Raw genomic sequence first — 23,440 nt, forward strand, 5'->3', positions numbered from 1 at the left:
AGGGGGGCATCTCCGGCCGCCCCGGATGGCGGGCCGGAAACACGGGAACCCGTGGAGCTCATTTTGCGGGGATTGGTTCCATTCACCGCCCCGGGCACGGCACGCCGAAGTCCGCTGGTTGCCCTGGGCGGCAAGAAACGGCGACCTCGGATCGGGGCCGAGCTGCCCTCATCCCGCGCACGGCAGGAATAACACCTCGACTGCGGCCGGCCCACCAAGTGCCCGAACCGCTACGGGGCCCATGGCCCGTTTCACATCTCCGGCCCGGATTCGCGCAGTGCCGTGTACACCGGACGCAGCACCTCGGCCAGCGGGTGCGAGCGCACGGTCAGGTCCACTTCCGGCAGCTGGTCCACGAGCAATGCCGAACCACGTGTGCCGGGGCGCAGGGGAAGCGCTGCGGGCGATTCAAAAAATGCATCAAGCACGTCCGTGAGGGCAGCGCCGGCGCGCGAATCGTGCCCGCTCCCCGCGTCGGCCTCCCGCAAGCGCCCCAGCAGGTCGTCCCGCTCTCGTCCGCGCCAGGCAAGGATGCGGAACGGATCCTCGTCGAATTGTTCGGCCAGCAGATAGAACACGGCGGCCAGGTGCTTGCAGGGAACTTCCCAGTCCGGGCACGAACAGTCCATGCTCAATTCGTTGGCGCCGCGCGGGAAAAGCGACAGCCCTACGGAGGTAAAGACTTCTTCGATGTCGTCCGGCATTTCACCGGCCAGCAGCGACGCGACATACCAGGCGTTGTTTGCCAGGGATTCCTCCACCGAAGCCCATTCGGACTTGCCGAACGCCGCGAGGCCTATCCGCACGCGATACGGCTTGGACCGGGAGCCCTGCACGCTTGCTGTCACCGTTCCGGCATCAACCTTCAGTGACATCACTTGCCCACGCCGGGCATAGTTCTTTCCACGGGCCAGCCGCGACCCAACACCAATGCCCTCCAGCACCTCGATGAAACGTCCTGACCACCAGCTGGTGCCAATGGCACCACGCGCACTTCTGGCTTTCACACCACCCTGGACCGCCAGCGGGGAGGATTGCGGAAAAAACTGTGAATTGTAGCGGCGCCTAGTCATCGACGGCCTCCTGTGACAGGGCGAACACGTCTCTCAGGCTCGCGGTGGACAGGTCCGTGAGCCACCCTTCCCCGTCGCCGACCACCATGTCCGCCAAGGCCTTCTTTTCTTCGATCATGGCATCAATCCGTTCTTCCAGGGTTCCGCGGCAGATGAACTTGCGCACCTGCACACTGCGCTTCTGACCGATCCTAAAGGCCCGGTCGGTGGCTTGGTTTTCGACCGCAGGGTTCCACCAACGGTCCAGGTGGATGACGTGGTTGGCGGCGGTCAGGTTCAGCCCGGTGCCGCCGGCCTTCAACGAGAGCAGGAAGACCGACGGCCCGTCGGCGGATTGGAAACGGCTCACCATTTCGGTCCGCTTCTGTCTGGATGTGCCGCCGTGAAGATAGGCAACCTCGGTGTCCAATCGTGTCGTGAGGTGCGGCAGGAGCATCTCGGCGAACTCGGTGTACTGGGTAAAGCACAACACCTTGTCTCCCTCCGCAAGGATCTCCTCCAGGATCTCCTCCAGGCGCATCACCTTGCCGCTGCGCTGCCCCACGTCCGAGCGGTCGTGCAAAAGCTGGGCGGGGTGGTTGCAGACCTGCTTGAGCTTGGCCATCGCCGCCAAAACGTTGCCACGACGTGCGATTCCCTCCGATCCCTCGATCTTCTCCATCATCTCGTCCACGACGGACTGATAGAGCGAGGCCTGTTCGCTCGTGAGCGTGTAGTACTGCTTGATTTCGATCTTTTCCGGCAGGTCGTCGATGATGGACGGATCGGTCTTGACGCGCCGCAGCAGGTACGGCCGGGTAATGGCACGGAACCGCCGGGCCGCCTGCTCGTCGCCATACCGCTCAACGGGAATTGCATACCTTGCTCGAAACAGCTCCGCAGGGCCAAGCATCCCCGGATTCAGGAAGTCCATGATCGAGAACATCTCCCCCAGGCGATTTTCCACCGGGGTACCGGTGAGCGCGACCCTGTGCTGGGCCGATAGCCGCTTGACGGCCTTCGCTGCGCGTGAAAGTCTGTTCTTCACCGCCTGGGCCTCATCGAGCACGATTCGGTTCCAGATGCGGGACTCAAAAATCTCGACGTCGCGGGTGAGCGTCGCATAGGTGGTAATCATCAAGTCGGTGTCGGCCAGCGCAGACTCCAGCTCCGCGTCTCGCAGCCTCTCCGATCCATGGTGAACGTGCAACCGCATTCCGGGGGCGAATTTTGCGGCTTCGGCCTCCCAATTGCCAATCAATGACATCGGACAGACCAGCAGCGTAGTTCCGGAACCGGGATGGGCGTGACGTCGGACGGCCTCCAACGCGAGCAGCTGTACGGTTTTTCCCAGCCCCATGTCATCGGCCAGGCAAGCACCCAGTCCCAGATCCGCCAGGAAGTTCAACCAGGCCAGCCCACGTTCCTGGTAGGGTCGCAGCGTCGCGACGAAGTCCTGGGGAAGGGCCACCGGTTGGATGCTTGCATCAGCCGAACCATCCAGCAGGGAGCCCAGCCACCCATCGGCCTTGACCTCGGCGATGTCCAAGGGGAGTTCCGCGTCTTCGGGATGCATGGACGCGAGGCGCAATACCTCCGCGACGGTGCCGGCGCCCCCGCTGTTGCGCTCCAGGAACTCGATGCCCCGGCGCAGCTGCTCGGAGTCCACGGCAATCCATTGCCCACGCAGCCGGACCAGCGGGGCCTTGGCCCGGGAAAGTGCGTCGATTTCTTCATCGCTGAGCGTATTCTCGCCCATGGCGAGGCTCCACTGGAAGTTGCAGAGCTGTTCCATGCCGAAGGTCGGGGCGCGGCCGGTGTCATCACCCATCGGGGTGGAAGCCGAGAGTTTCAGGCCCAATTTCGCACGCTGGTCCCACCATGCAGGCAAGAGCACCCCGAATCCCTCTTCGGCGAGGGCAGGGGCTCCGTGGCGCAGGAAATCAAAGGCCGCCTCGGTGTCAAGTTCCATCGATTGCGGCCGAGATTGGCGCAAGCCGTGTTCGATGCCGGGATAGATGCGGGCGGCCTTCCCCAATTCACCCAGCAGGATCTCCTGCGGACGCCCCAGCCAGCGGGAGAGGGCTCCGTCGTCCCTCCAGACCTGCTCGGCGGGAACCAACAGGCTCGGGTCTGCCGCGGACTGCAAGAGGAACTCCACGCGCCACCGTTGCGTGCCCGGCCGTGCAGGTTCACCCACCTCTGCGTCATTGATTTCACCGAGTCGAAAGGTTGCACGAGCCACTGAGGTGGCTTCGATGGCGTATCCGGCCCAGGGCGCCAAGGCGCGTTCCAGGTCCTCCAACGCAGGTTCCGGCGCGTTGACGTCCGCATTCGGGCTTGACAACGCCTCCAGCCAAGCCTCGACCACAGGGAGTTGCCCCGGTTTGCGGCCACGGCGAGGTGGCAGTATCCGCAAGTCCGTTGGAAGTCGTCGCCGAACCGCCGCATCGGTCAGCACGTCCAGCGCCGCGGCGACCAATTCGCCGGCATCCTCCGAACCCGGCTCTGCCCGAAACGACGGTGGCGTGGCAGCGGTCAAGTCCCCGAACGCCAGGGCATCGGGTCCCCGCAGAACCGCACGCCAACGCGCCTGTGCCACCGGGGCTCCCTTCCCGTCCTTCTCCGTCCACGCAATCTCGGGGATGACCCTGCCGCGCTGCGCAAGCTCGTCCGCGAAGCGCACCAGTTCCTGGAGGAACCGAACCGACGGCGCCATGCGGGGATCGAAGGGCGGGGTGCCTTCCGCGACGGAAAAGCCCTCGGGAAGCAACGCCCTCTCCAGCACCGTGCCGTGAGCCTCGGCATCGGATGCCGGATGGGGCCGGGCTCCGACGGCTTCCGGGCTCACCCACACCACGGGGACCAACCACGACAAGAGCGAGGGGTCGCCTGCGCCACGGCGCCGTGGAACCACACGCACAACTTCGGGAGAGTCAAGCGGCGACTGCCGCAGGGACGGGAGCCAAAGGGTGGTGCTGCCGACCGCACCGGGCTGCAGCCCCAGCATGACATCACCGGTTGCAGCGAAGGGATGGGGGCGCGCCGACCTCACTGCCTGGCTGGGGCTCTTGACGGTCTTCCCGGAGTCTTCCGCCCACAACCCGAGACCACGCTCGATCGACCAGAACGCATGGAGCACCAGCAAAAGCATCACCTTTCATGACGGCAAGCAGCGACCCAGACAGGCCCCGGTATTTCTCACCCACCAGCCTACCGCTGGAACGGGCCGAATTCCGGGGTATCCGGGTCGGGAACGTTCGCCCGCCGTCCATTCCGCCGTCCGCCGGTGATTGCCGTTTTGCGGCGTGGTCCCAGGATTGGCCCGGCACAGGATCAGCCGCCTGTCCACCATCCGGGTGGTGGGTCGTTTGCCCCGGATACGGCGAAAGGGCCCCCTTCCACCATTGGTGGAAGGGGGCCCTTCGGTCAAGCTACCTTGCGTGGATCAATGATCCGTTGGCGCAGGTTGGCTTAGGCGCCGGTGAGCTTCTCGCGCAGTGCTGCGAGGGCCTCGTCGGATGCCAGGGTGCCTGCCTCGGGAGCCGGGGCTTCCGAGGAGTAGGACGAAGAAGCGGACTCGGCCGGAGCCGATTCTGCTGCTGCGTCGTCGAGCACGTGCTGGGCAACCTGCTTCTTGTGTGCTTCCCAGCGGGTCTGGGCGTCAGCGTACTGCTGCTCCCAAGCCGCACGCTGGGTCTCGAAGCCTTCGAGCCACTCGTTGGTCTCCGGATCGAAGCCCTCCGGGTACTTGTAGTTGCCCTCTTCGTCGTACTCTGCGGCCATGCCGTAGAGTGCCGGATCGAATTCGGTGCCTTCCGGATCGACGCCCTCGTTGGCCTGCTTGAGGGACAGCGAGATGCGGCGACGCTCGAGGTCGATGTCGATGACCTTGACGAACAGCTCGTCTCCAACGGAGACAACCTGCTCTGCCAGCTCCACGTGGCGCACGGCCAGCTCGGAGATGTGCACGAGGCCTTCGATTCCGTCTTCGACGCGCACGAATGCACCGAACGGAACAAGCTTGGTGACCTTACCCGGTACAACCTGCCCGAGGGCGTGGGTGCGGGCGAAGGTCTGCCACGGATCTTCCTGGGTGGCCTTGAGCGAGAGCGAAACACGCTCGCGGTCCAGATCCACTTCGAGAACCTCGACGGTGACTTCCTGGCCAACCTCGACAACCTCGGACGGGTGGTCGATGTGCTTCCAGGACAGCTCGGAAACGTGGACGAGGCCGTCTACGCCGCCAAGGTCCACGAATGCACCGAAGTTGACGATGGAGGAAACGACGCCCGGACGAACCTGGCCCTTTTCCAGCTTGTTGAGGAACGTGGAGCGAACCTCGGACTGGGTCTGCTCGAGCCATGCACGGCGGGACAGCACAACGTTGTTGCGGTTCTTGTCCAGCTCGATGATCTTGGCTTCGATTTCCTGGCCGATGTACGGAGCCAGATCGCGCACACGGCGCATTTCGACAAGCGATGCCGGCAGGAAGCCGCGCAGGCCGATGTCGAGGATAAGGCCGCCCTTGACCACCTCGATGACGGTGCCGGTAACGACGCCGTCTTCTTCCTTGATCTTTTCGATGTCGCCCCAGGCACGCTCGTACTGAGCACGCTTCTTGGACAGGATCAAACGACCTTCCTTGTCCTCCTTGGTGAGGACGAGGGCCTCGACGTTGTCGCCGACGGCGACGACGTCGCCCGGGTCAACATCGTGCTTGATGGAAAGTTCGCGGGAAGGGATGACACCTTCGGTCTTGTAACCGATGTCGAGCAGAACTTCGTCGCGGTCAACCTTGACGACGATGCCTTCGACGAGGTCGCCATCGTTGAAGTACTTGATGGTGGCGTCGACGGCAGCGAGGAAGTCTTCAGCAGAGCCAATGTCGTTGATTGCAACGACCGGGGCACTGGTCTTCTCGTTGGAGGTGATGGTCATGTAGTAGGGACTCCGATGTGGATAGTCTGTATGAGTCGGGCAGCCGGAAGCCCCGGCATTTTCCGAATTTAGCTTGGGTGCGGGCACGGCAATAGCCGCAACACGCTCGCCTAGTCTATTCCCCCGCACCCTGCCGGGTCAAAACGGCAAACCGGCAAGTTGTCAAGCCGACGGGGTCCCGGTTCGGGCTCCGAAGGCCTCGGAGAGCGTGAGCAGGGCCAGTTTCCGGGCCGCCAGGGATTCGAGCAGCCCGGGCAGCGCCTCGGCCACGCCGCGGGCGGTTCCCGAGGACGGGCGGTTGAAGTGACCGATCCCCACATCCCCCGCACGCAACTGCCTGGTTTGCGCCGCGACGCCCGCGGCTCGGAACGTCGCGCCGGCGTCGAGGTTGACGGTGAAATTCATCGGGACCAGGCCCAGCTCGCGGCACAGCGCGGCACCAAGTTCGTCCATGTGCGCGGTCCCGGAGCGGAAGAACTTTGCGCGGATCCCGAAGGTGTCGGCCAGGTGGCGCTGGTTGTCCATGATCTCGTCATAGGCGGCCCCGATGCTTGCGGTGCCAGGTATGCCGTATGCCCCCTGCCCCCGGCTGGCCAGCGGCGCGTGCGTGGTGCCGTGGTTGGCGATCTCGAAGAGCGGGTCGGCGGCCAGTTCGCGGACCAGCCCCGGGTTGGCCCGGGCCCACCGCTGGTTGATGAACAGCGTGGCCGGCGCCCGGTGTTTGCGCAGTGCCGCCATCAACGCGGCGTCGTAGCCCTCGCCGCCCGGTCCCCCGCAGGCGTCGAAGGTCAGCGCTGCTCCCCGCGCCGTGGCCGGCAGGCCGAGCTCGATGCCCTTGGCTTCCAGCCCGAACGCGCCGGAGGGCTTCGAGGCATAGGCGGAGAGAACCGCGCCGCGGCCGGGCACCGCGCGGGCCGGTGCGGTTGCCTCGACCGGTGGCGACGGTGCGGGTGCCGGGGCGGACGGAGAGGTGGCGGCGGTCGGCGCGGGACCCGTCGGGGACAGCGGGTCGGCGGCGCAGGAGGCCAACAGGGCGGCACCGGTCCCGAGCAGGGCAGCGAGCAGCGTGCGGCGCCCCGTCGGGGAGCCGGAAAACTGTGTGTGCATGGAACTAGAAATCCGCCTGGCAGTAGGGAATGGTGTCGGTGGAGAAGAGGGCGTCAAGCGTGCCCAGCGCCTCGGGTGTGTGGACCTTCAGCACCCCGGCCGCGGCCAGGTGCGTGGCGCTGAAACCGCCCAGGTACAGCGAAGCGAGGTCGCGGACATCCAGGGTCGCCTCGGGCACCGCCCCCTCCGGTGCACGGCGCACCCCTGCGGCGGAGTCCTGGACCATCAGGTCCCAGATGCCGTCGGCGAACCCCAGGGAGTCGTGCACGCGCAACCGGATGTGCCCGTCGCGCCCGTAGGCGCGCGCGGACAGCGCGGTCTCCAAATCCAGGATGCGCAGCCAGAGGTGGTCGCCCATGGAGGCGACCTTGTAGGCGCGCGCGTTTTCCAGCACGGTGGGCACCACGTCGTCGACCGGTCCGCGGCCGGTGATCTTTTCCACCAGGTCGTGGGCGCCGAGGTAGGCGATGAGTTCGCGGCGGGCGGCGCCGGTGGCGGTGCACATCTGGCCGATCTCCATGGTGGGCGGGGCGGTCTTCCACCCGGCAAAGACGTAGCTCATGAAGCCGTCCGGCTTGCCCTGGGCGTCGAGGTGCAGGGCGGCGCGCAGGTTCTTCACCGGCTTGAGCGAGTCGTAGTCCTCCCACAGCCCGGCGGCCTGGCCCACGTCGAATTGCGTGGCACTGATCGAGCCCAGCGTGTGGGCGTGGGCGGCGGCAAAGATGCCCGGGGCGTAGTTCTTCAGTTCCCTGGGGTCCACGGCAACCACCGTGCCCTCGTTTTCCACGCGCATCGAGGCCCCGCGGTGGGTCTTGAGAGTGAAGCGTGCCCGCTGGGTGGCCCGGCCGAACCCGAAGCGCCCGTAGATGGTCGCCTCCGAGGCGGTCAACGCGGCGAACACGGTCCCGGCCTCGCGGGCGCCCGCAAGGTCCTCGGTGATCAGCCGGCGCAGCAGGCCGCGGCGGCGGTGGGTGGGGCTGACGGTGACCGAGGTGATCTGGTGCACCGGCATCAGGTTCCCTCCCCCGATGTTCAGCGTCCCGGGGAACGAGGCATAGGTGGCCACCGGGGCCTCGGCGTGCAGCGAGGGCTGCACCGCGGACTCGTCGTAGACGGCCGTGAAGGTCGTGTTGTCGTTGATCTCGAGCCCGGCGAGGATCTTGAGCTCCTCGGCCTCCAGCGCGGCCTCGTGGAAGCCGCGGCTGATGGACGTGAGGAATTCCACGGTGGCCGCGGAAGGGACACCGTCGATGAGTTCGGGTTCAAACCGTTCAATGCGAATCGTGGTGTCATCACTCATGGTCGTGGGGTGCTCTCTGAATGGGGATCGGGTGGGTGGCGGGGTGCCGGAATGGGCCTAGAACCCGTTGATGGCGTGGGGCACCCCGGGCAAGTCGAGCAGCGCGGCCAGCGCCGCCACGCTGGTGTGCGAGGACGGTTCCAGCAGTCCGGCGGCGATGAGCCCGGCGGTGTCGCAGGAGCCCAGCAGCAGCGGGGCCAGGGCAACGACGTCGCAGGTGGCGTCCGCCGGGGACGCCTCGGCCAGTGCAGTGACGGTGGCCCGGCCGTCGCGGATTTCAAGGCCGTAGCGCCCGTCGGCCAGGCCCAGCGGGTCGGTGACGGCGAGCGTGAAGGAGCCGGTGCCGCGGTATTCCCTGGCATCGAAGGCCGCGGGCACATCCAGCACCCGCACCCACAGCCCGTGCTCGCGCTCGCTGAAGCCCACGCGGGCCGGGTTTTCCAAGGCCCAGGGCAGCGGGTCGTTCGCGGCGGCAAAGGGGCAGGAAACCGACTCGATGAGGTCGAAGCTGGCCAGGAAGCGGAAGATCTCCCGCCTGGCCACCTCGGTGGCCGCGACCAGGTCGCGGACCTTGAGCGTGATCGGTTTGGGATCCCAGCCGCCGAAGACATAGGTCACGTACCCCTGGATCTCCCCGGACCCGTCCAGGTACACCGCGGCGCGCAGCTTGGGTTCCGGTTCCGGGCCTTCCTCGCCCCAGGCCCCGGTGGCGTGGCGCAGGTAGGCCTCCTGGCGTCCCACCGAGCCGCGGCGCGTGGAATGGAAACGCTCGAAGACCCCATTGGCGATTCCCGCCAGTTTTCCCGGTGCAAGTTGCACCATGGACCCGGTCGCCGGCGCGTGGAAGCGCACGTCCCCGCGCACGTCCAGGTGCAGTGTCTGGGTCTCGGTCACCCGGCCGAAGCCGAAGCGCCCGTAGATGGTCGCCTCGGAGGCGGTCAGCGCGGCCACCGGGTACCCGGCCTGCTTGGCCCGGGACAGGTCCGCGGACATCAGCTCGCGCAGGATGCCGCGGCGCCGGTGCGTGGGCCGCACCGTGACCGAGGTGACAAGGTGTGCCGGGACCACGGCGGCCCCGATGTTCAGCGTCTTGGCGAAGGTGCCGTAGGTGGCCACCGGCACCAGCGGGTCCACCAGGTCCCGGGGGCGCGAATCGTCCCAGACCGCGGTCAGCACCCGCTCGTCGGCCTGGTGGGATTGGAGCATCTGTTCGAGCTGCCCGTCGCTGGCGGGCTTGTAGTGGTAGAAACCCTCCCACACCCCGTTCACCCAGGCGGCATACCCCGGGGACGCGACGTCGGTGTCGGCGCCGCGTTCCACCGCGACGTTTCCGATGCGCAGGTGCCCGCCAAGCATCAGTGTCCGGCGTCCTGCCAGGAGGCGCCGATGCCCACATGCACGTCGAGTGGGACCAACAGGTCCGCGGCCGCGCCCATCTTCTCGCGCACCAACGCCTCGACGGCTTCAAGTTCGCCCGCGGCGACCTCGAGGACCAATTCGTCATGGACCTGCAACAGCATCCGCGACTTCAGGCCGGCGGCGGCCAGGCCTTCCTCGACCCCGAGCATCGCGCGCTTGATGATGTCGGCGGCCGAGCCCTGGATCGGGGCGTTCAGCGCGGCACGTTCGGCGATGTCGCGCAGCTGACGGTTGTCGCTGGCCAGCTCCGGCAGGTAGCGGCGGCGGCCGAAGATGGTCTCGGTATAGCCGTCCTTCCGGGCATCGTCGACCAGCTTGCGCAGGTAGTCGCGGACCGCGCCGAAGCGTGAGAAGTAGTCCTTCATCAGCGTGCGGGCCTCGTCGACGGAGATCCGCAGCTGCTTGGAAAGCCCGAAGGAGCTCAGCCCGTAGGCCAGGCCGTAGCTCATGGCCTTGACCTTGGAGCGCATCTCGTTGGTGACGTCCTCGGGCTCGACATTGAACACGTGCGAGCCGACGAAACGGTGCAGGTCCTCGCCGTCCTTGTAGGCCTGGATCAATCCCTCGTCCTGCGAGAGATGCGCCATGACGCGCATCTCGATCTGCGAGTAGTCGGCGGTCAGCAGCGTCTCGTAGCCCTCGCCGACGACGAAGACCTCGCGGATGCGCCGGCCGGCCTCGGAGCGGACCGGGATGTTCTGCAGGTTCGGGTTCAGCGAGGACAATCGTCCGGTCGCCGCGACGGTCTGCGCGTAGGTGGTGTGGATGCGGCCCTCGGGGGCCACCGCCTTGCGCAGGCCCTCGACGGTCTGGCGTAGCTTGTTCGCGTCCCGGTGCGCCATCAGCGCCTTCAGGAACGGGTGCCCGGTGTTTTCCAGCAGGTCCTGCAGCGACTCGGCGTCGGTGGTGAAGCCGGTTTTGATCTTCTTGGTCCGCGGCAGGTCGAGTTCCTCGAAGAGGACCACCTGCAGCTGCTTGGGGCTGGAGAGGTTGACCTCGTGGCCGATGGCCTCGTAGGCCCGGTCGGTGGCCTGGTTGATGCTGGCGGTGAAACCGTCGTAGAGCTCGTCGAGCTTGGCGGTGTCGATGGCGATGCCGGCCATTTCCATGCGGGCCAGCACCAGCGAGAGCGGCATTTCCAGTTCCTTGAGCAGCGTCTCTCCCCCGCGCTCCACGAGCATCCCGGCCAGGAGCTGGGACAGCTGGCGCACCACGTGGGCGGCACGCACCGCCGGCGTGGCGTGGTCCGGGCCCTCCAGGTCGAAGGCCAGCTGACCGTCGGCCGGGGCCTTGGCTTCCTCCAGCGCGATGCGCAGGTGCTGCTGCGCGATGTCGGGCAACTCGTGGCTGCGGCGATCCGGCTGGATCAGGTACGCGGTGATCATGGTGTCATCGACGACCCCGGCCAGCTCGAGCCCGTGTTCCAGCAACAGCTTGTAGGTGCCCTTGAAGTCGTGGACGGCCTTGGCATAGCTCGTCGAGGAAAGCACCTTGGCCAGCGCCTGTTTGGTGTCCGCGTCGATGTCCTGGAGGGAGACGAAGGCGGTGGCGTCGTTGGAGGCAAAGGCCACACCGACCACGTCGGTGCCGCCGGAGGCAGGAACGGTGGCGGCGTGCAGGCCCAGCAGCTGCGCGCCGTGGGCGCCGAACCAGCCCTGGAGCGCCGCTGCGTCGCCGAGCACCTCGTGGACCGGGATCACCGCTTCGGCGGCGGCGTCCTGCGGCTCGTCGCCAAAGAGGTCGAAGAGGCGCTTGCGCAGGGTGTTGAACTGCAATGCGTCGAAGAGTTCCTCGATGGCCTCGCGGTTCGGGCGCTCCAGTTCCATGGCCTCGATCCCCACCGGCAGCTCAAGGTCGCGCAAGAGGTGGTTCAGGCGGCGGTTGCGGGTCACGTTGTCCACGTTCTCGCGCAGCGAGTCGCCGACCTTGCCCTTGATGGCGTCGATGTTCTCCAGGATGCCGGGCAGCCCGCCGTAGAGGTTGATCCACTTCGCGGCGGTCTTGGGTCCCACCCCGGGCACGCCCGGGAGGTTGTCGGCGGTCTCGCCGACCAGTGCGGCCAGGTCCGAGTACTGCTCGGGGCGCACGAAGTACTTGGCCTCGACGGCGTCACCGTCCATCGGCGGGATGTCGGAGATCCCCTTCTTGGGGTAGAGCACCAGGGTCTTGTCGGTGATCAGCTGGAAGGCGTCGCGGTCCCCGGAGACCACCAGCACGTCCAGGCCCGCGGCCTCGCCCTTGGCGGCGAGGGTGGCGATGATGTCGTCGGCCTCGAAACCATCCATGGTGATGGTGGGGATGTTCATGGCTTCCATGACCTTTTGGATCAGGTCGATCTGCCCGTAGAACTCTTCCGGGGTCTTGTTGCGCCCGGCCTTGTATTCGGTGTATTCCAGTGAGCGGAACGTGGGGGTGTCCAGGTCGAAGGCCACCGCCACGTGGGTGGGCTTCTGCTGCCGGATCATCGTCAGCAGCATCGACACGAAGCCGTGGACCGCGTTGGTGTGCTGCCCGGTGTCGGTTGCAAAGTTTTCCGCCGGCAATGCGTAGAAGGCGCGGAAGGCCATGGAGTGCCCGTCGATGACGAGCAGGCGCTGGGGATCGGTTGCCACAAGTTTGGTTGATTCGCTCACAGGTGCCAGCCTAGTTGGCATGGGCAATAATTTCACTGAAGACAACGCACGGGCCGCCGAGAGATCTGGCACCTTTGCCTCCAACGGCGCATCGGCGGGCAATCCGCATGCCCGGCAACTGGCCGCGCACGGCGTCCCCGAGGCCATGTGGCCGATGCTGGCCAGCCACGGGGTGGGGCCGCTGGTGGAGAAGCTGGGCATCATTTTCTCGGAGATCACGGCCGACCGCGTGGTGGCCACGATGCCGGTGGAGGGCAACCAGCAGGTGGCCGGGATCCTGCATGGAGGGGCGTCGGTGGCTCTGGCCGAGACCCTGGGGTCCTTTGCCGCGGCGGTGCACGGGAAGGGCCTGAAAAAGCCCGTGGGCGTGGACATTTCCGCAACGCACCACCGGGCAGGTGTCACCGGTTTGGTGACCGGGGTGTGCACCCCGATCCATCTGGGCCGGACGCTGACCACCCATGAGATCGTCATCAGCGACGAGGCAGGCCGGCGCCTGTGCACCTCGCGGATCACCAACATGCTGCTCGAGGTCTAGGTGGAGCCGGGACACGGGATCCGGAGGGTCTTGTGCCTGGGCGCGACAGGCAGCGGGAAGTCGACGCTGGCCGGTGAGCTCGGGCGAATCCTGGGACTGCCGGTGCACTACGTCGACGAGGAGATCGGTTGGCTGCCGGGCTGGACCAGCCGCCCGGCCGCCGAGCAGCGGGAGCTGGCGCTGCGGATCGCGGCCGAGCCGGCATGGGTCTTTGATTCGGTCTACCGGCATTACCGGCAAGACATCGCAGAGAGCGCCGAGCTGATCGTGTGCCTGGATTATTCGCGGGTCGTCTCGCTGGGCCGGCTGCTGGTGCGCTCGGTGCGCCGCGCCGCGACGGGGCAAGAAACCTGCAACGGCAACAGGGAGACCTGGGCCAGGCTACTGGGCAAGGAATCCATCATCCGTTGGCATTTCAGCACCTTTGCATCCAAGCGCCGACAGATCCGCGGCTATGAACAAACGCTGGGCCCCGTCAGGGTCAAGCGGTTCACCTCGCCGCGTGAAACACGCAGGTGGCTTGCTTGGCTCGAGGCCGGCCGGCCGGGTTCGAATCCCTAGTAGTCGCGGGTCTGGCCAGGCGCCTTGATGACGTCGTAGCGGGTCTCGCGCACTCCCCCGGGATATTCTCGGCTGAAGGTCGGAGCCAGCTTGGTGTGTCCGCGCATGGCAAAGAGCGGACGGCCACCGCCCAGCAACACCGGCATCGTGTAGAGCTGCAGCTCGTCGAGCAAGCCCTCGTCCACGAACTGGCCGGCCAGCGAGCCGCCCCCGAGGACCCAGACGTCCTTGCCGTTGGCGCTGCGTGCCACGTCCCCGGCCCATTCATTCACGTCCCCGCGGACGAAGGTCAAATCTGCCCCGGGGAACGCAGCCAGTTCCCGGTGCGTGAAGACCCACACCGGCAGCCCCGCGTAGGGCCATTCCTCGAGCGCCTCGTTGAGCAGCCAGGAGTATGTGTCGGCGCCCATGGCGACGGCCCCGATCTGCCCCATGAATTCGGCGTAGCTTTCCGCCTGCCCCTCGAACCCGTCAAAGTCCATGAGCCAGTCGAGTCGATCGTTTTCATCGGCAATGTAGCCGTCGGCCGAGGCCGCCACGAAATACCTGAATTGCATCATGGAGCCCATCCTATCCATGGGCGCGGCCCCATCGCCTGTATTCAGCAGGGGTTTCACGGCCCGAAGGCCGCAGACTGGGGCTTAAACGGCTTTCGCCCGCCCGGATCCAAGGATCCGGGCGGGCGAAAGCGCAGGGTGGTTCGGCCGGCGTGTGGCTTAGGCGCCGAGGATCTTTTCGCTGAGCGAGGGCACGATCAGGATGATCCCGAAGAGGACCACGATGCCGCACATGGCAAAGCAGCCGTAGGCGGCGAGCTTGGCCGGCATGGCCGAGCGCTTGGCGTCCTCACCGACGGCGAGCATGCGCACACCAAAGGAGTAGGCACCGACGATGAACAGTGCGGCGACCCAGGTGGTGACGGCGACGATCAGGAATTCATCCCACTGAATGGTCATTACTTGCTCTCCTGCTTGGCCTTGGCGCGCTCCATCTTGCGACGCTGCTTCTTGGTGGGGATGTTCACTGCGGCACCGGAGACGTCAACGTCGCTGATCGCGTTGTTGTGCCCCACGAGGTCGCGGCGGGACAGGACCCAGATGACCAGCAGGGCACCGAGTCCCAGGATGCTGACGATGACCAGGCCGCCGTTGCCCAGGTGGGCGAGTGCCGCGGCCGCGGCCCCGATGATCGCGGCGGCCGGGAGCGTGAAGAGCCAGCCGAGGGCGATGCGTCCGGCCGTTCCCCAGCGGACTTCTGCGCCCTTGCGGCCCAGCCCGGAACCGATCACGGACCCGGAGGCCACTTGTGTGGTGGACAGCGCGAAGCCCAGGTGCGAGGAGACCAGGATGGCCGCTGCGGTGGAGGTTTCTGCGGCGAAGCCCTGGGCGGGCTTGACGTCGGTCAGGCCCGAGCCCATGGTGCGGATGATCCGCCAGCCGCCCATGTAGGTGCCCAGCGCGATGGCCAGGGCACAGGAGGCGATGACCCAGAAGTGCGGGCCGGTGCCGGCGTCCTGCAAGCCGGAGGCGACCAGGGTCAGCGTGATGACACCCATGGTCTTCTGCGCGTCGTTGGTGCCGTGGGCCAGCGCCACGAGCGAGGATGAGAAGATCTGTCCGTAGCGGAATCCGCCGCGCTTCGGGGAGGCGAGGCCGGACTGGCGCTTGGTGACCGAGTAGGCCAGTTTGGTGCACAGATACGCGGAGGTACCCGCAATCACCGGTGCGACCAGGGCCGGCAGCAGGACCTTTGACATCAGCACGCTGTAGTCGATGGCACCGAACCCGGCGCCCACGATGGCGGCGCCGATCAGTCCGCCGAAGAGGGCATGAGAGGAGCTGGAAGGCAGGCCGAGCAGCCAGGTGAGCATGTTCCAGACGACGGCGCCCATCAGGCCGGCGAAGATCATCGCCGGCATGATTTGCACGCCGGTGTCCCCGCCCTCCTTGATGATGCCTCCGGAAATGGTCTTGGCGACTTCTGTTGAAAGGAATGCACCAACAAGGTTGAGAACCGCGGCTAGCGCGACTGCGGCCTTCGGCTTGATGGCACCGGTCGCGATGGGCGTAGCCATCGCGTTGGCGGTGTCGTGGAAGCCATTGGTGAAATCAAAGAACAAGGCAAGTGCTATGACCAGGACGACGATGAGCGTCAGATCCATGTATAAACCAATCTTGGGATTACGGGCGAGGGCCGATTCGCGCTGGGTGACTCCGTTTTTCCCGCATTGTTTGCCCAATGTTGGGGGTCTGTTCACCTAAGTCGCAAATTCATCATATGGCCTGCCCCGAACTAGTCAATTCCCCGGCCTCACCGCCAAGGCACCCGACCCCGCCCGTGTGTAGGCATGCACGGGCGGGGCGCGGAACCAACGTGAGCGACTTCACGCCTCGAATCGGCCTCACCGCCGGCTCAGGGTTTCGGGCCCGGATCCCGGTCCAGCGGCACCACGAGGCCGGCCAGAAGCTCGATGAGCAGCTTCCCGGAGGCTTCTCGCGGCAGGGCCTCGACAAGGGCCAGCAGCGGCGCCATGTCCTTGGGCAGCGAGCCATCCCCCGGGGTAACGCCCATGGCGGAGAGCACACGCTGCACCCCGTCGTCTTCCGCACCCGCGGCGCCGGCCGGACCCAACGCGGCGAGAACCTGTTGCGGGTCCACGCCCGCGACGCCGCGGACCTCGTCGGCGCAGCTGACCAGCGCCGCGCGCAATGGGGGCAGCACCGATTCGGTGACCGGGGTGATCGTCAGGTGCGTGGTGCGTGGCAGCCAGCTGCCGTCGGGCTGCCGGTAGCCCGGCTGCAACTGCAGGTGCCAGCCGGAGGCGGCCAGCCTGTCGGCCCACAGGTGCGGATCGATGCCCGACCCGAGGCCCGCACCCGGGTCCCGGGCAACGGCCAGCAGCGGGCCGGCCGGGGAACCCACCACTGTAAGTCCCTCGATGTCCGCGATGCAGGCGGCCAGTGCCGCGGTGGAGCGCTTGCAGGATTCGGCGAGCGCAGCATATCCGCTAACGCCCAGGTGCCTGGTGATGGCCCAGGCCGCGGCCAGCGGTGCGGCGGACTTCGAGCCCAGCAACGTGGGATTCACCACCGGGTAGCCCGGCCAATCGGTGGTGGCGAAGTATTGACCGTGCTGGCGCGCGGCGCCCTTGGTCAGCAGCACCGAGATCCCCTTGGGTGCGTATCCATATTTGTGGAGGTCGGCTGCCAGGCTGGTGACCCCCGGAACCGACAGGTCCCAGGGTGGCAGTCCGTCCCAGAACGGCAGGATCCACCCGCCGAAGCAGGCGTCGACGTGGCAGTCGATGCCGCGGGCCAGGGCTGCCGCGGCGACCTGTTCGATCGGGTCAAGGGCCCCGTGCGGGTAGGACGGGGCCGAGAGGACGACCAGTGCGGTGTCCGGGCCCATCCGGGCGATCACCGCTTCGGGGTCGGCCTGGCCGTCTTGGCCCACCGGGACCAGGTCAAGGGCGAGGCCCAGGTATTCGGCGGCCTTGTGGAAGGCTGCGTGGACGCTGGCCGGGGCGAGGATACTGGGATGGTCGGTGCCCCGGTGGTTGGCCCGGGCGGTCTTCACGGCCAGCAGGCAGCTTTCGGTCCCGCCGCTGGTGGCGGTTCCCACCACGGTGCGGTCCCCGCCGAGCAGGTCCCGTGCGAAGGTGATGAGGTCGCGTTCCATGTGGGCCACGGAGGTGAACATGGTGGGGTCAAGCCCGTTGACCGGTTGCACCAGGGCCATGGCCCGTGCGGCGAGCGCGTCGAGGTCAGCCAGTCCCGAGTCATAGACGTAGGACATGACGTGTCCCCCGTGGGTGGGTGCATCCTGGGCCCGCCAGGACCTGAGTTGGTCCAGGATCGCTAGTGCGTCTTGTGGCATCTCCGGTTTTCCCCTTTACGCCGCTGCGGTGCCGCGCGGTTGGTTGAAGTTTGATTCGCGCAGCGGGTAGCGGCGAAACGCCCACAGGCTCAGGGCAATGACCAGGGCGGGGAGCACGCTGAAGGCCAGGATGATGCCGGTGATGGCCGCGGGTTGCTGGGTGGTGGCTTGGCCCGCCACGGACTCGGCGTATCCGCTGGCCGCCAGGACGACGGTGAGGATCACGGCGCCCAGGGCCATCCCGGTGGTTTCCCCCGCCGTCCACACCCCGCCGAAGATCCCGGCATTGCCCTCCCCGTGCTCCACGGCATCGTGGGTGATGACATCGGGCAGCATCGACATGGGCAGCGACTGCATCCCGGCATATCCGGCCCCGGCGAGCGCCACCGGCAGGTACACCCAGGCTCCGGGCCGGAGGAGCATCCCGGCCAGGGCCAGGGCGGCGAGGCCGAACAGGACGCTGGAGAGCAGGAAGCTGCGTTCCTTGCCGATCCGCCGGGCAACCATCCGCCAGATCGGGGCAAACAGCAGTGCCGGGCCAATCAGGGCGATGAAGAGGAATGTCACCGCCTCCTCGTCGTGCAGCACCCAGGTGGCGACGTATTGCGCCCCGGCAAGCATTCCCCCGGTGGCCAGGCCCTGCAGTGCGAAGGCCAGCAACAGCGCGCGGAACGGCTGGCTGCGCCGCAACACCGCCAGGCCCCGCAGGTAGCCTTGGCGGATCGGGGCCGGTTGGCCCGCGGTCCGGGTTCCGCCCCTGGGTGCGACCCTTGCGCTGGCCAGGAGACTGGTTCCTATGACGATTCCGGCCACAACGGACATCAGGAAATAGCCAAGCCATTGGTTTGCCCCGCCCAGGGTGCGCAGCGCCGGTCCCCCGGCACCGAAGAGCAGGATCGCCAGGGACAGGACAAGCACGCGCAGCGACAGCAGGCGGGTGCGTTGGTCGTAGCTGGCGGTCAGTTCGGCCGGCAGCGCCATATACGGGACCTGGAAAAGGCTGAAGGCCGTGGCCGTGGCGGTGAATGCCACCAACACCCACAGCCCCGCGGCAAGTTGGCCCAGGCCCGCAGGCACGGCAAAGGTGAGGATGAAGAACAACGGAAGCAGGGCTCCCCCGGCGACCATGAAGCGGTGCCGTGAACCGGTGGCGGCCAGGTCGCGGTCGCTGCGGATACCGATGACCGGGTCGATGAGCACGTCCCAGATCTTGGCCACGCCCAGCAGCAGTCCCGCACCCAGGGCAGCGATGCCCAGGGTGTCGGTCATGTAGTAGATCAGCACCAGGCCGGGGAGCGTGGAAAACCCGCCGGTGCCCATGGAACCGAGCGCATAGGTGCCAATGACACTGCGTGGAAGCGGGACTTCCCCCGATGTCGCCATGGCTTGGAGTCTACGCACCGAAACCGGCCCGTGACCAGAGCACACCGGGCCTCGGAGAGCCTGTGTGAATCGGGGAAAGGGAGTGCGCGAACCGGCGCGGAGCCGTAAGCTCGTTCAATGGCTAGATTCTTTGATGTTCACCCCGAAAACCCACAGCCGCGCGCGATCGCCCAGGCCGTGGAGCTGATACGCAATGGCGGGCTGATCGCCTACCCCACCGATTCCTGTTACGCCCTGGGCGCGCAGATCGGCAACCGCGAGGCGCTGGACCGGATCCGGTCCATCCGCCAGGTCGACGACAAGCACCACTTCACGCTGGTGTGCAAGGACTTTGCCCAGTTGGGCCAGTACGTGGAGGTCAACAACAAGGTCTTCCGCAACATCAAGGCGGTGACCCCGGGCAGCTACACCTTCATCCTCCCGGCGACCAAGGAAGTCCCGCGTCGGCTGATGCAGGCCAAGAAGAAGACCATTGGCGTGCGCATCCCCGACAATGCGGTGGTCCGTGCCCTGCTTGACGAGCTCGGCGAGCCCATCCTTTCCAGCACGCTGTTGCTTCCGGGTGAAGAGGATCCGATGACCCAGGGCTGGGAAATCAAGGAGGCTCTGGACAACGTGATCGAAGGCGTCATCGATTCCGGCGAATGCGGGACCGAGCCGACCACCGTCATCGACTACTCCAGCGGCGAGGCAGTGATCGCCCGTGTGGGGCTGGGCGATCCCTCGCGCTTCGAAGAGTAGCGAGGGACCGGTCCGGCCTACGGCGTGTGGCCTTCGGTATCGGTGAGGTTGCAGACCAGTTGCCAAAGGTGGCCGTCCGGATCGGCGAAGGTGCCGACGTATTGCAGTTGTCCGCCGACGTGCGGGATGCGGTGGGCGGTGAAGCCCTTGCCCTCCGAGCCGGCCACCGCGGCGAGTATTTCGTCGACCTCGACCTCGGTGGCGATGGCGCAGCTGAGCAAGGCGTCGGTGGCGGGCACGGGAAGCAGCGGCGTGCGCTTGGCCTCGCGCGAATACTTCGTGAAGGCCTCGGTCTCGGCCAGGAAGATCGTCATTCCCGGCAGTTCCAGGCAGACCATGCCCATGGCAAGCGTGGCGTTTTCGATGCCCACCACGTCGCGATAGAAGTCCAGGGAGCGCACGGCATCGGACACGGCCAGGCTCAGGACCACACCTTGGGTTTTCATCGGGATGCTGTTTCCTTCCACGAGTTGCACGTTGCTGTGCTTCCATTGTTCATCGGGAATCGCCCGCGGCCACGTGCCTGATCCCCCACGAAGATTCCCAGGCCTCGCCCGGTGCCAGCCAACGCAATCCCCGTCCGTTGTTGAAGGCGTTCGCCGCCGCCGTCATCGGTTCCAGGGCCACCGCGTGCACCGGACCTTCAGGGCCCTGGAAGGTTTGCGTGGTGTAGGCCTGGATGAATCCGTAGTTCCCGTCCATGTGCAATTCCACGCGGTTTCCATCCGGGGCCTCCAGGTGGTGCAGTGAACCCCCGTCGCCCCCGCGCGTGAGATCCGTCCACGCATTGTCGAGGGCGACATCGCCCAGTTTCTTGCCGTGCCTGTAGTCCAGGTCCGTACCGTCCACCGGCAACGGCCGCCCGACGGGAATCATCGCCCCGTCGACTTCCAGGTGCCGCGCGGCGTCGATGAGCAGTGTCAGCTCGCCCACCGGGGTGTCGCCGACTCGCAGGTACGGGTGGGCACCCACGGCCACCGGGGCCTTGGACGTGCCGAGGTTTTCCAGCCTGTGGGTGACCTGCAACCCGTCAGCCACCAATTCATAGTGCACGGACGTGGCCAGCTCGAAGGGATACCCGGGCGCGGGTGAAATCTCCGCCGCCAATGTCACGCTGCTGCCTGTTCGGCCTGCCTGCCGATAGCTGCTGTGCCGCAGCAGTCCATGGTTGGCGTTGTTGCGCTCCGGTTCGGTGATCACCAGCTGCTCTTCGACGCCATCGTGGCTCCAGGTCCCCCCGGCAACACGGTTGGGCCAGGGCACCAGGACGACGCCGGCCGCGGAGGGCGCGGCCATGTCTTGCGGGTAGTCCTGGACAAGTTCCATCCCGTCGACCACCAGCCTGCGCAACGCGGCACCGACCTGGGTCACCACCGCGTGTTGCCTGTGGCCGTCGATGGTTCCGGAGAGTTCGAATTGCTCACCCATCGGTGAATCCGCATGTGGCACGGTGGCCCTTTCCTCGCGGTTGGTTGCCCTGCATTGTCTGTCCCTAGAATCCTATCGAGCCAACGTGCCCGTGGCAGCAGGAAAATGCAAACAGGGCCGCGAATTTCCCGTGTCGGGGATTCCGCGGCCCCGTCAAGGGCGATCCTGGTGCTTGGCTACTTGACCTGGTCGATGACGGTCTCGGCAACTTCGCGCATGGACAAGCGGCGGTCCATGGACGTCTTCTGGATCCAGCGGAACGCCTCGGGTTCGGTCAGGCCCATCTTGGTGGTCAGCAGGCTCTTGGCTCGCTCGACGAGCTTGCGCGTGGCGAACTGCTCGGTGAGGTCGCCGACCTCCTTCTCCAGCGCGCGGATTTCCTCGTAGCGGGAGATGGCGATCTCGATGGCCGGCACCAGGTCCGCGGGGGTGAACGGCTTGACGACGTACGCCATGGCTCCGGCCTCGCGGGCGCGTTCCACCAGTTCCTTCTGGCTGAAGGCGGTCAGCAGGACCACGGGGGCGATGCGCTCCTTGACGATGGTCTCGGCCGCGGTAATGCCGTCCATGACCGGCATCTTGACGTCCATCAGCACCAGGTCCGGCTTGTGCTCACGCGCCAGCTCGATGGCCTTTTCCCCGTTGTCTGCCTCGGCAACCACGTCGTAGCCCTCGCCGCGCAGGATCTCAACGATGTCGAGACGGATCAGGGTTTCATCCTCGGCAACAATCACGCGGCGGGGTGCGCCGGTGTTGGGCTCGGGATCAATTCGTGTTACTTCGGGCAGATCGTTCATGGGTGCTCCTTCAATCCCGGGGTGACCGGGGCTGTCATCGACTCTCGGTTTTACGGTTAAGCCTATCTGCATGTACAGTGGATAACCGCAAGGACGCGAGGATTTCTGCGCAAAGCAATCATCAGTTACGCTTATTCTCGCTGCTTCAAAATGTGCCCGCCCGAGTGGCGGAATGGTAGACGCGCTGCACTCAAAATGCAGTATCGAAAGGTGTGTGGGTTCGAGTCCCACCTCGGGCACAACCGGCCCCGATCCCTTATTCCATAAGGGATCGGGGCCTTTGTCATTTCCGGAAAAGCGTTCCCCGGATTCAATGCCGACCACCACTTTGACATCCACTTGTGCATTTCTTCTATCCGGCGGGAACCCCACCACATGCTCCGGGCCTCGTTGGCTGAAGGCCCTGGCAGAACTCCTGGATCAGGTGCTCGGAGACGACCAGCGAATTCGGCATTGCGGGATCCGTGGAAATGCCGTTCTTCCCGCGGCGGCGTTCTCCCATGGCGTATCCGTGACGGGATTACGGCGGGCGCTGCTTTCGTTGTATAGGCATGTGGCGCGGCCCCTGCATGGACAGGAAGCGCCGCAAATATCCGACCATGAGCACCCCGGGAGGCGTGCGGTGAAAGAGCCTTTCGATATTTCCGAATCCGGGCTTGGGTCTGAAGACGTAATGGATTCCTATTCCCGGACCGTCATCGGCGTCGCCGAAGAGGTGGGGCCGCATGTTGCAGCCGTTGAAATGACGCGTACCGGCCGCAGTGGACCGGTGCGCCTTGGCGCGGGTTCCGCCGTGGTCTTCACCGAAGACGGGTACATGTTGACCAATGCCCACGTGGTTGCCGGGGCCAGTGCCGGGCGGGCGACCTTTGCCGATGGCACGGGAACCGACCTCGAGATCATAGGAGCGGACGCCCTGTCCGATCTGGCGGTGATCCGCGGCTTTTCCCACATGCAGGCCCCGGCGCGACTCGGCGACGCCGAGGGGCTGCGTGTGGGCCAACTGGTGATCGCCGTGGGCAACCCGCTGGGCCTGGCCGGATCGGTGACCGCCGGGGTGGTCAGCGGGCTGGGGCGTTCCATCCCCACGGCACTTGGCCGGGCCCGGCGGGTGATCGAGGACGTCATCCAAACCGATGCCGCGCTGAACCCGGGCAATTCGGGCGGGGCACTGGCCGATGCCCGTGGCCGGGTCGTAGGCATCAACACGGCAGTGGCAGGCGCGGGCCTGGGTCTGGCCGTCCCGATCAACGCGACCACCCGGCGGATCATCGCCGCGCTGATAGCCGACGGACGTGTCCGGCGTGCCTACCTGGGCCTGGTCAGTTCCCCGATTGCGCTGAACGAGACGCTGGCGTCGCGCATGGGCCAGCGGCAGGGACTGCGCGTTGCCGATGTCATCTCCGGGTCCCCGGCGGAGAAGTCCGGGTTGAAGCCCGGCGACCTGGTGCTGACCGTCGGGCGGCGCCCGGTATCCAGCGCCGAAAGCGTGCAAAAGCAGTTGTTCACCGAAGCCATCGGCGTGCCGCTGCCCGTGACGGTGCTCCGGAACGGTGCGATGGTGGATGTCATCGCCGTGCCGGTTGAGATGACGGACTGAAAACGAAAGGGCCGGACCCCCACCGCGGTCCCCCAAGGGAATCGTGGTGGGGCTCCGGCCCTTG

Annotated in this window: 19 protein-coding genes and 1 tRNA gene; 5 read left to right on the plus strand and 15 right to left on the minus strand. The window is 66.4% G+C overall.

Annotated features, from left to right (window positions below):
* Positions 1-251: 251 nt before the first annotated feature.
* From JOF46_RS15455 to polA, 7 genes are all read right to left on the minus strand, one after another.
* Positions 252-1,073: an SWIM zinc finger family protein gene (locus JOF46_RS15455; protein ID WP_209908482.1), complete on the minus strand. Its 822-nt coding sequence runs from the start codon at positions 1,071-1,073 to the stop codon at positions 252-254.
* Positions 1,066-3,903, minus strand: a complete 2,838-nt coding sequence (locus JOF46_RS15460) for a DEAD/DEAH box helicase (protein WP_342592470.1) — start codon at positions 3,901-3,903, stop codon at positions 1,066-1,068. The genes JOF46_RS15455 and JOF46_RS15460 overlap by 8 nt, the downstream gene beginning before the upstream one ends.
* A gap of 623 nt (positions 3,904-4,526) precedes the next feature.
* Positions 4,527-5,993 carry a 30S ribosomal protein S1 gene (gene rpsA / locus JOF46_RS15465; protein ID WP_113761051.1) on the minus strand — a complete coding sequence of 489 codons (1,467 nt, stop codon included), beginning with the start codon at positions 5,991-5,993 and terminating at the stop codon, positions 4,527-4,529.
* A gap of 162 nt (positions 5,994-6,155) precedes the next feature.
* Positions 6,156-7,100 (minus strand): polysaccharide deacetylase family protein, encoded by a 945-nt coding sequence (locus tag JOF46_RS15470; RefSeq protein ID WP_209908483.1) that lies wholly within the window; start codon positions 7,098-7,100, stop codon positions 6,156-6,158.
* A 4-nt stretch (positions 7,101-7,104) separates the two neighbouring features.
* Positions 7,105-8,400: a GNAT family N-acetyltransferase gene (locus tag JOF46_RS15475; protein ID WP_209908484.1), complete on the minus strand. Its 1,296-nt coding sequence runs from the start codon at positions 8,398-8,400 to the stop codon at positions 7,105-7,107.
* Positions 8,401-8,457: 57 nt separating this feature from the next.
* A complete protein-coding gene (locus JOF46_RS15480; RefSeq protein ID WP_209908485.1) occupies positions 8,458-9,756 on the minus strand; it encodes a GNAT family N-acetyltransferase in 1,299 nt (432 codons plus the stop codon).
* Complete coding sequence (polA, locus tag JOF46_RS15485) at positions 9,756-12,386, minus strand: DNA polymerase I (protein ID WP_245348600.1); 2,631 nt, start codon at positions 12,384-12,386, stop codon at positions 9,756-9,758. Before polA ends, JOF46_RS15480 begins: the two co-directional genes overlap by 1 nt.
* Positions 12,387-12,471: 85 nt before the next feature.
* Here polA and JOF46_RS15490 point away from each other — a divergent pair, with 85 nt between their 5' ends.
* Both JOF46_RS15490 and JOF46_RS15495 read left to right on the plus strand, forming a co-directional pair.
* Positions 12,472-12,990: a hotdog fold thioesterase gene (locus tag JOF46_RS15490; RefSeq protein ID WP_245348152.1), complete on the plus strand. Its 519-nt coding sequence runs from the start codon at positions 12,472-12,474 to the stop codon at positions 12,988-12,990.
* On the plus strand, positions 12,991-13,551 hold the full coding sequence (locus JOF46_RS15495; protein WP_209908490.1) for a P-loop NTPase family protein: 561 nt from the start codon (positions 12,991-12,993) through the stop codon (positions 13,549-13,551). It begins immediately after the preceding gene.
* Here the strand turns inward: JOF46_RS15495 and JOF46_RS15500 are convergent.
* From JOF46_RS15500 to JOF46_RS15520, 5 genes are all read right to left on the minus strand, one after another.
* Complete coding sequence (locus JOF46_RS15500) at positions 13,548-14,111, minus strand: dihydrofolate reductase family protein (protein ID WP_209908502.1); 564 nt, start codon at positions 14,109-14,111, stop codon at positions 13,548-13,550. The genes JOF46_RS15495 and JOF46_RS15500 overlap by 4 nt on opposite strands.
* A 156-nt stretch (positions 14,112-14,267) precedes the next feature.
* A complete protein-coding gene (locus JOF46_RS15505) occupies positions 14,268-14,507 on the minus strand; it encodes a hypothetical protein (RefSeq protein WP_083410980.1) in 240 nt (79 codons plus the stop codon).
* Complete coding sequence (locus JOF46_RS15510; protein ID WP_209908504.1) at positions 14,507-15,712, minus strand: inorganic phosphate transporter; 1,206 nt, start codon at positions 15,710-15,712, stop codon at positions 14,507-14,509. The genes JOF46_RS15505 and JOF46_RS15510 overlap by 1 nt, the downstream gene beginning before the upstream one ends.
* 251 nt (positions 15,713-15,963) lie before the next feature.
* Positions 15,964-17,427 (minus strand): pyridoxal phosphate-dependent decarboxylase family protein, encoded by a 1,464-nt coding sequence (locus JOF46_RS15515; RefSeq protein ID WP_209908508.1) that lies wholly within the window; start codon positions 17,425-17,427, stop codon positions 15,964-15,966.
* A 15-nt stretch (positions 17,428-17,442) separates the two neighbouring features.
* The gene (locus JOF46_RS15520) at positions 17,443-18,810 is read right to left on the minus strand and encodes an MFS transporter (protein ID WP_209908511.1); all 1,368 of its coding nucleotides are present in this window, start codon (positions 18,808-18,810) and stop codon (positions 17,443-17,445) included.
* A gap of 117 nt (positions 18,811-18,927) precedes the next feature.
* Here JOF46_RS15520 and JOF46_RS15525 point away from each other — a divergent pair, with 117 nt between their 5' ends.
* Complete coding sequence (locus tag JOF46_RS15525) at positions 18,928-19,551, plus strand: L-threonylcarbamoyladenylate synthase (RefSeq protein WP_113761043.1); 624 nt, start codon at positions 18,928-18,930, stop codon at positions 19,549-19,551.
* 17 nt (positions 19,552-19,568) lie between these two features.
* Here JOF46_RS15525 and JOF46_RS15530 read toward each other — a convergent pair whose 3' ends face one another.
* From JOF46_RS15530 to JOF46_RS15540, 3 genes are all read right to left on the minus strand, one after another.
* Entirely contained in the window at positions 19,569-19,997 is a 429-nt protein-coding gene (locus JOF46_RS15530; protein ID WP_209908514.1) for a VOC family protein, read from the minus strand.
* Between the two features lie 49 nt (positions 19,998-20,046).
* Entirely contained in the window at positions 20,047-20,979 is a 933-nt protein-coding gene (locus JOF46_RS15535; protein WP_209908518.1) for an aldose 1-epimerase family protein, read from the minus strand.
* Positions 20,980-21,155: 176 nt separating this feature from the next.
* A complete protein-coding gene (locus tag JOF46_RS15540) occupies positions 21,156-21,776 on the minus strand; it encodes an ANTAR domain-containing response regulator (protein WP_209908522.1) in 621 nt (206 codons plus the stop codon).
* A gap of 158 nt (positions 21,777-21,934) precedes the next feature.
* Here JOF46_RS15540 and JOF46_RS15545 point away from each other — a divergent pair.
* Positions 21,935-22,015 (plus strand) — tRNA-Leu (locus tag JOF46_RS15545).
* 434 nt (positions 22,016-22,449) lie between these two features.
* Entirely contained in the window at positions 22,450-23,376 is a 927-nt protein-coding gene (locus JOF46_RS15550) for a S1C family serine protease (RefSeq protein ID WP_209908525.1), read from the plus strand.
* Positions 23,377-23,440 lie beyond the last annotated feature (64 nt).

Origin of the sequence: Paeniglutamicibacter psychrophenolicus, from assembly GCF_017876575.1 — a bacterium.
Lineage (GTDB): Bacteria > Actinomycetota > Actinomycetes > Actinomycetales > Micrococcaceae > Paeniglutamicibacter > Paeniglutamicibacter psychrophenolicus.

Excerpts from the sequence above, each read along its gene's own strand:
- JOF46_RS15455 (WP_209908482.1), bottom strand. The coding sequence starts at position 1,073 with ATGACTAGGCGCCGCTACAATTCACAGTTTTTTCCGCAATCCTCCCCG.
- rpsA (WP_113761051.1), bottom strand. The coding sequence starts at position 5,993 with ATGACCATCACCTCCAACGAGAAGACCAGTGCCCCGGTCGTTGCAATC.
- JOF46_RS15470 (WP_209908483.1), bottom strand. The coding sequence starts at position 7,100 with ATGCACACACAGTTTTCCGGCTCCCCGACGGGGCGCCGCACGCTGCTC.
- JOF46_RS15475 (WP_209908484.1), bottom strand. The coding sequence starts at position 8,400 with ATGAGTGATGACACCACGATTCGCATTGAACGGTTTGAACCCGAACTC.
- JOF46_RS15480 (WP_209908485.1), bottom strand. The coding sequence starts at position 9,756 with ATGCTTGGCGGGCACCTGCGCATCGGAAACGTCGCGGTGGAACGCGGC.
- polA (WP_245348600.1), bottom strand. The coding sequence starts at position 12,386 with ATGGCCTTCCGCGCCTTCTACGCATTGCCGGCGGAAAACTTTGCAACC.
- JOF46_RS15490 (WP_245348152.1), top strand. The coding sequence starts at position 12,472 with ATGGGCAATAATTTCACTGAAGACAACGCACGGGCCGCCGAGAGATCT.
- JOF46_RS15500 (WP_209908502.1), bottom strand. The coding sequence starts at position 14,111 with ATGATGCAATTCAGGTATTTCGTGGCGGCCTCGGCCGACGGCTACATT.
- JOF46_RS15505 (WP_083410980.1), bottom strand. The coding sequence starts at position 14,507 with ATGACCATTCAGTGGGATGAATTCCTGATCGTCGCCGTCACCACCTGG.
- JOF46_RS15510 (WP_209908504.1), bottom strand. The coding sequence starts at position 15,712 with ATGGATCTGACGCTCATCGTCGTCCTGGTCATAGCACTTGCCTTGTTC.
- JOF46_RS15515 (WP_209908508.1), bottom strand. The coding sequence starts at position 17,427 with ATGCCACAAGACGCACTAGCGATCCTGGACCAACTCAGGTCCTGGCGG.
- JOF46_RS15520 (WP_209908511.1), bottom strand. The coding sequence starts at position 18,810 with ATGGCGACATCGGGGGAAGTCCCGCTTCCACGCAGTGTCATTGGCACC.
- JOF46_RS15525 (WP_113761043.1), top strand. The coding sequence starts at position 18,928 with ATGGCTAGATTCTTTGATGTTCACCCCGAAAACCCACAGCCGCGCGCG.
- JOF46_RS15530 (WP_209908514.1), bottom strand. The coding sequence starts at position 19,997 with ATGAAAACCCAAGGTGTGGTCCTGAGCCTGGCCGTGTCCGATGCCGTG.
- JOF46_RS15535 (WP_209908518.1), bottom strand. The coding sequence starts at position 20,979 with ATGGGTGAGCAATTCGAACTCTCCGGAACCATCGACGGCCACAGGCAA.
- JOF46_RS15540 (WP_209908522.1), bottom strand. The coding sequence starts at position 21,776 with ATGAACGATCTGCCCGAAGTAACACGAATTGATCCCGAGCCCAACACC.
- JOF46_RS15550 (WP_209908525.1), top strand. The coding sequence starts at position 22,450 with ATGGATTCCTATTCCCGGACCGTCATCGGCGTCGCCGAAGAGGTGGGG.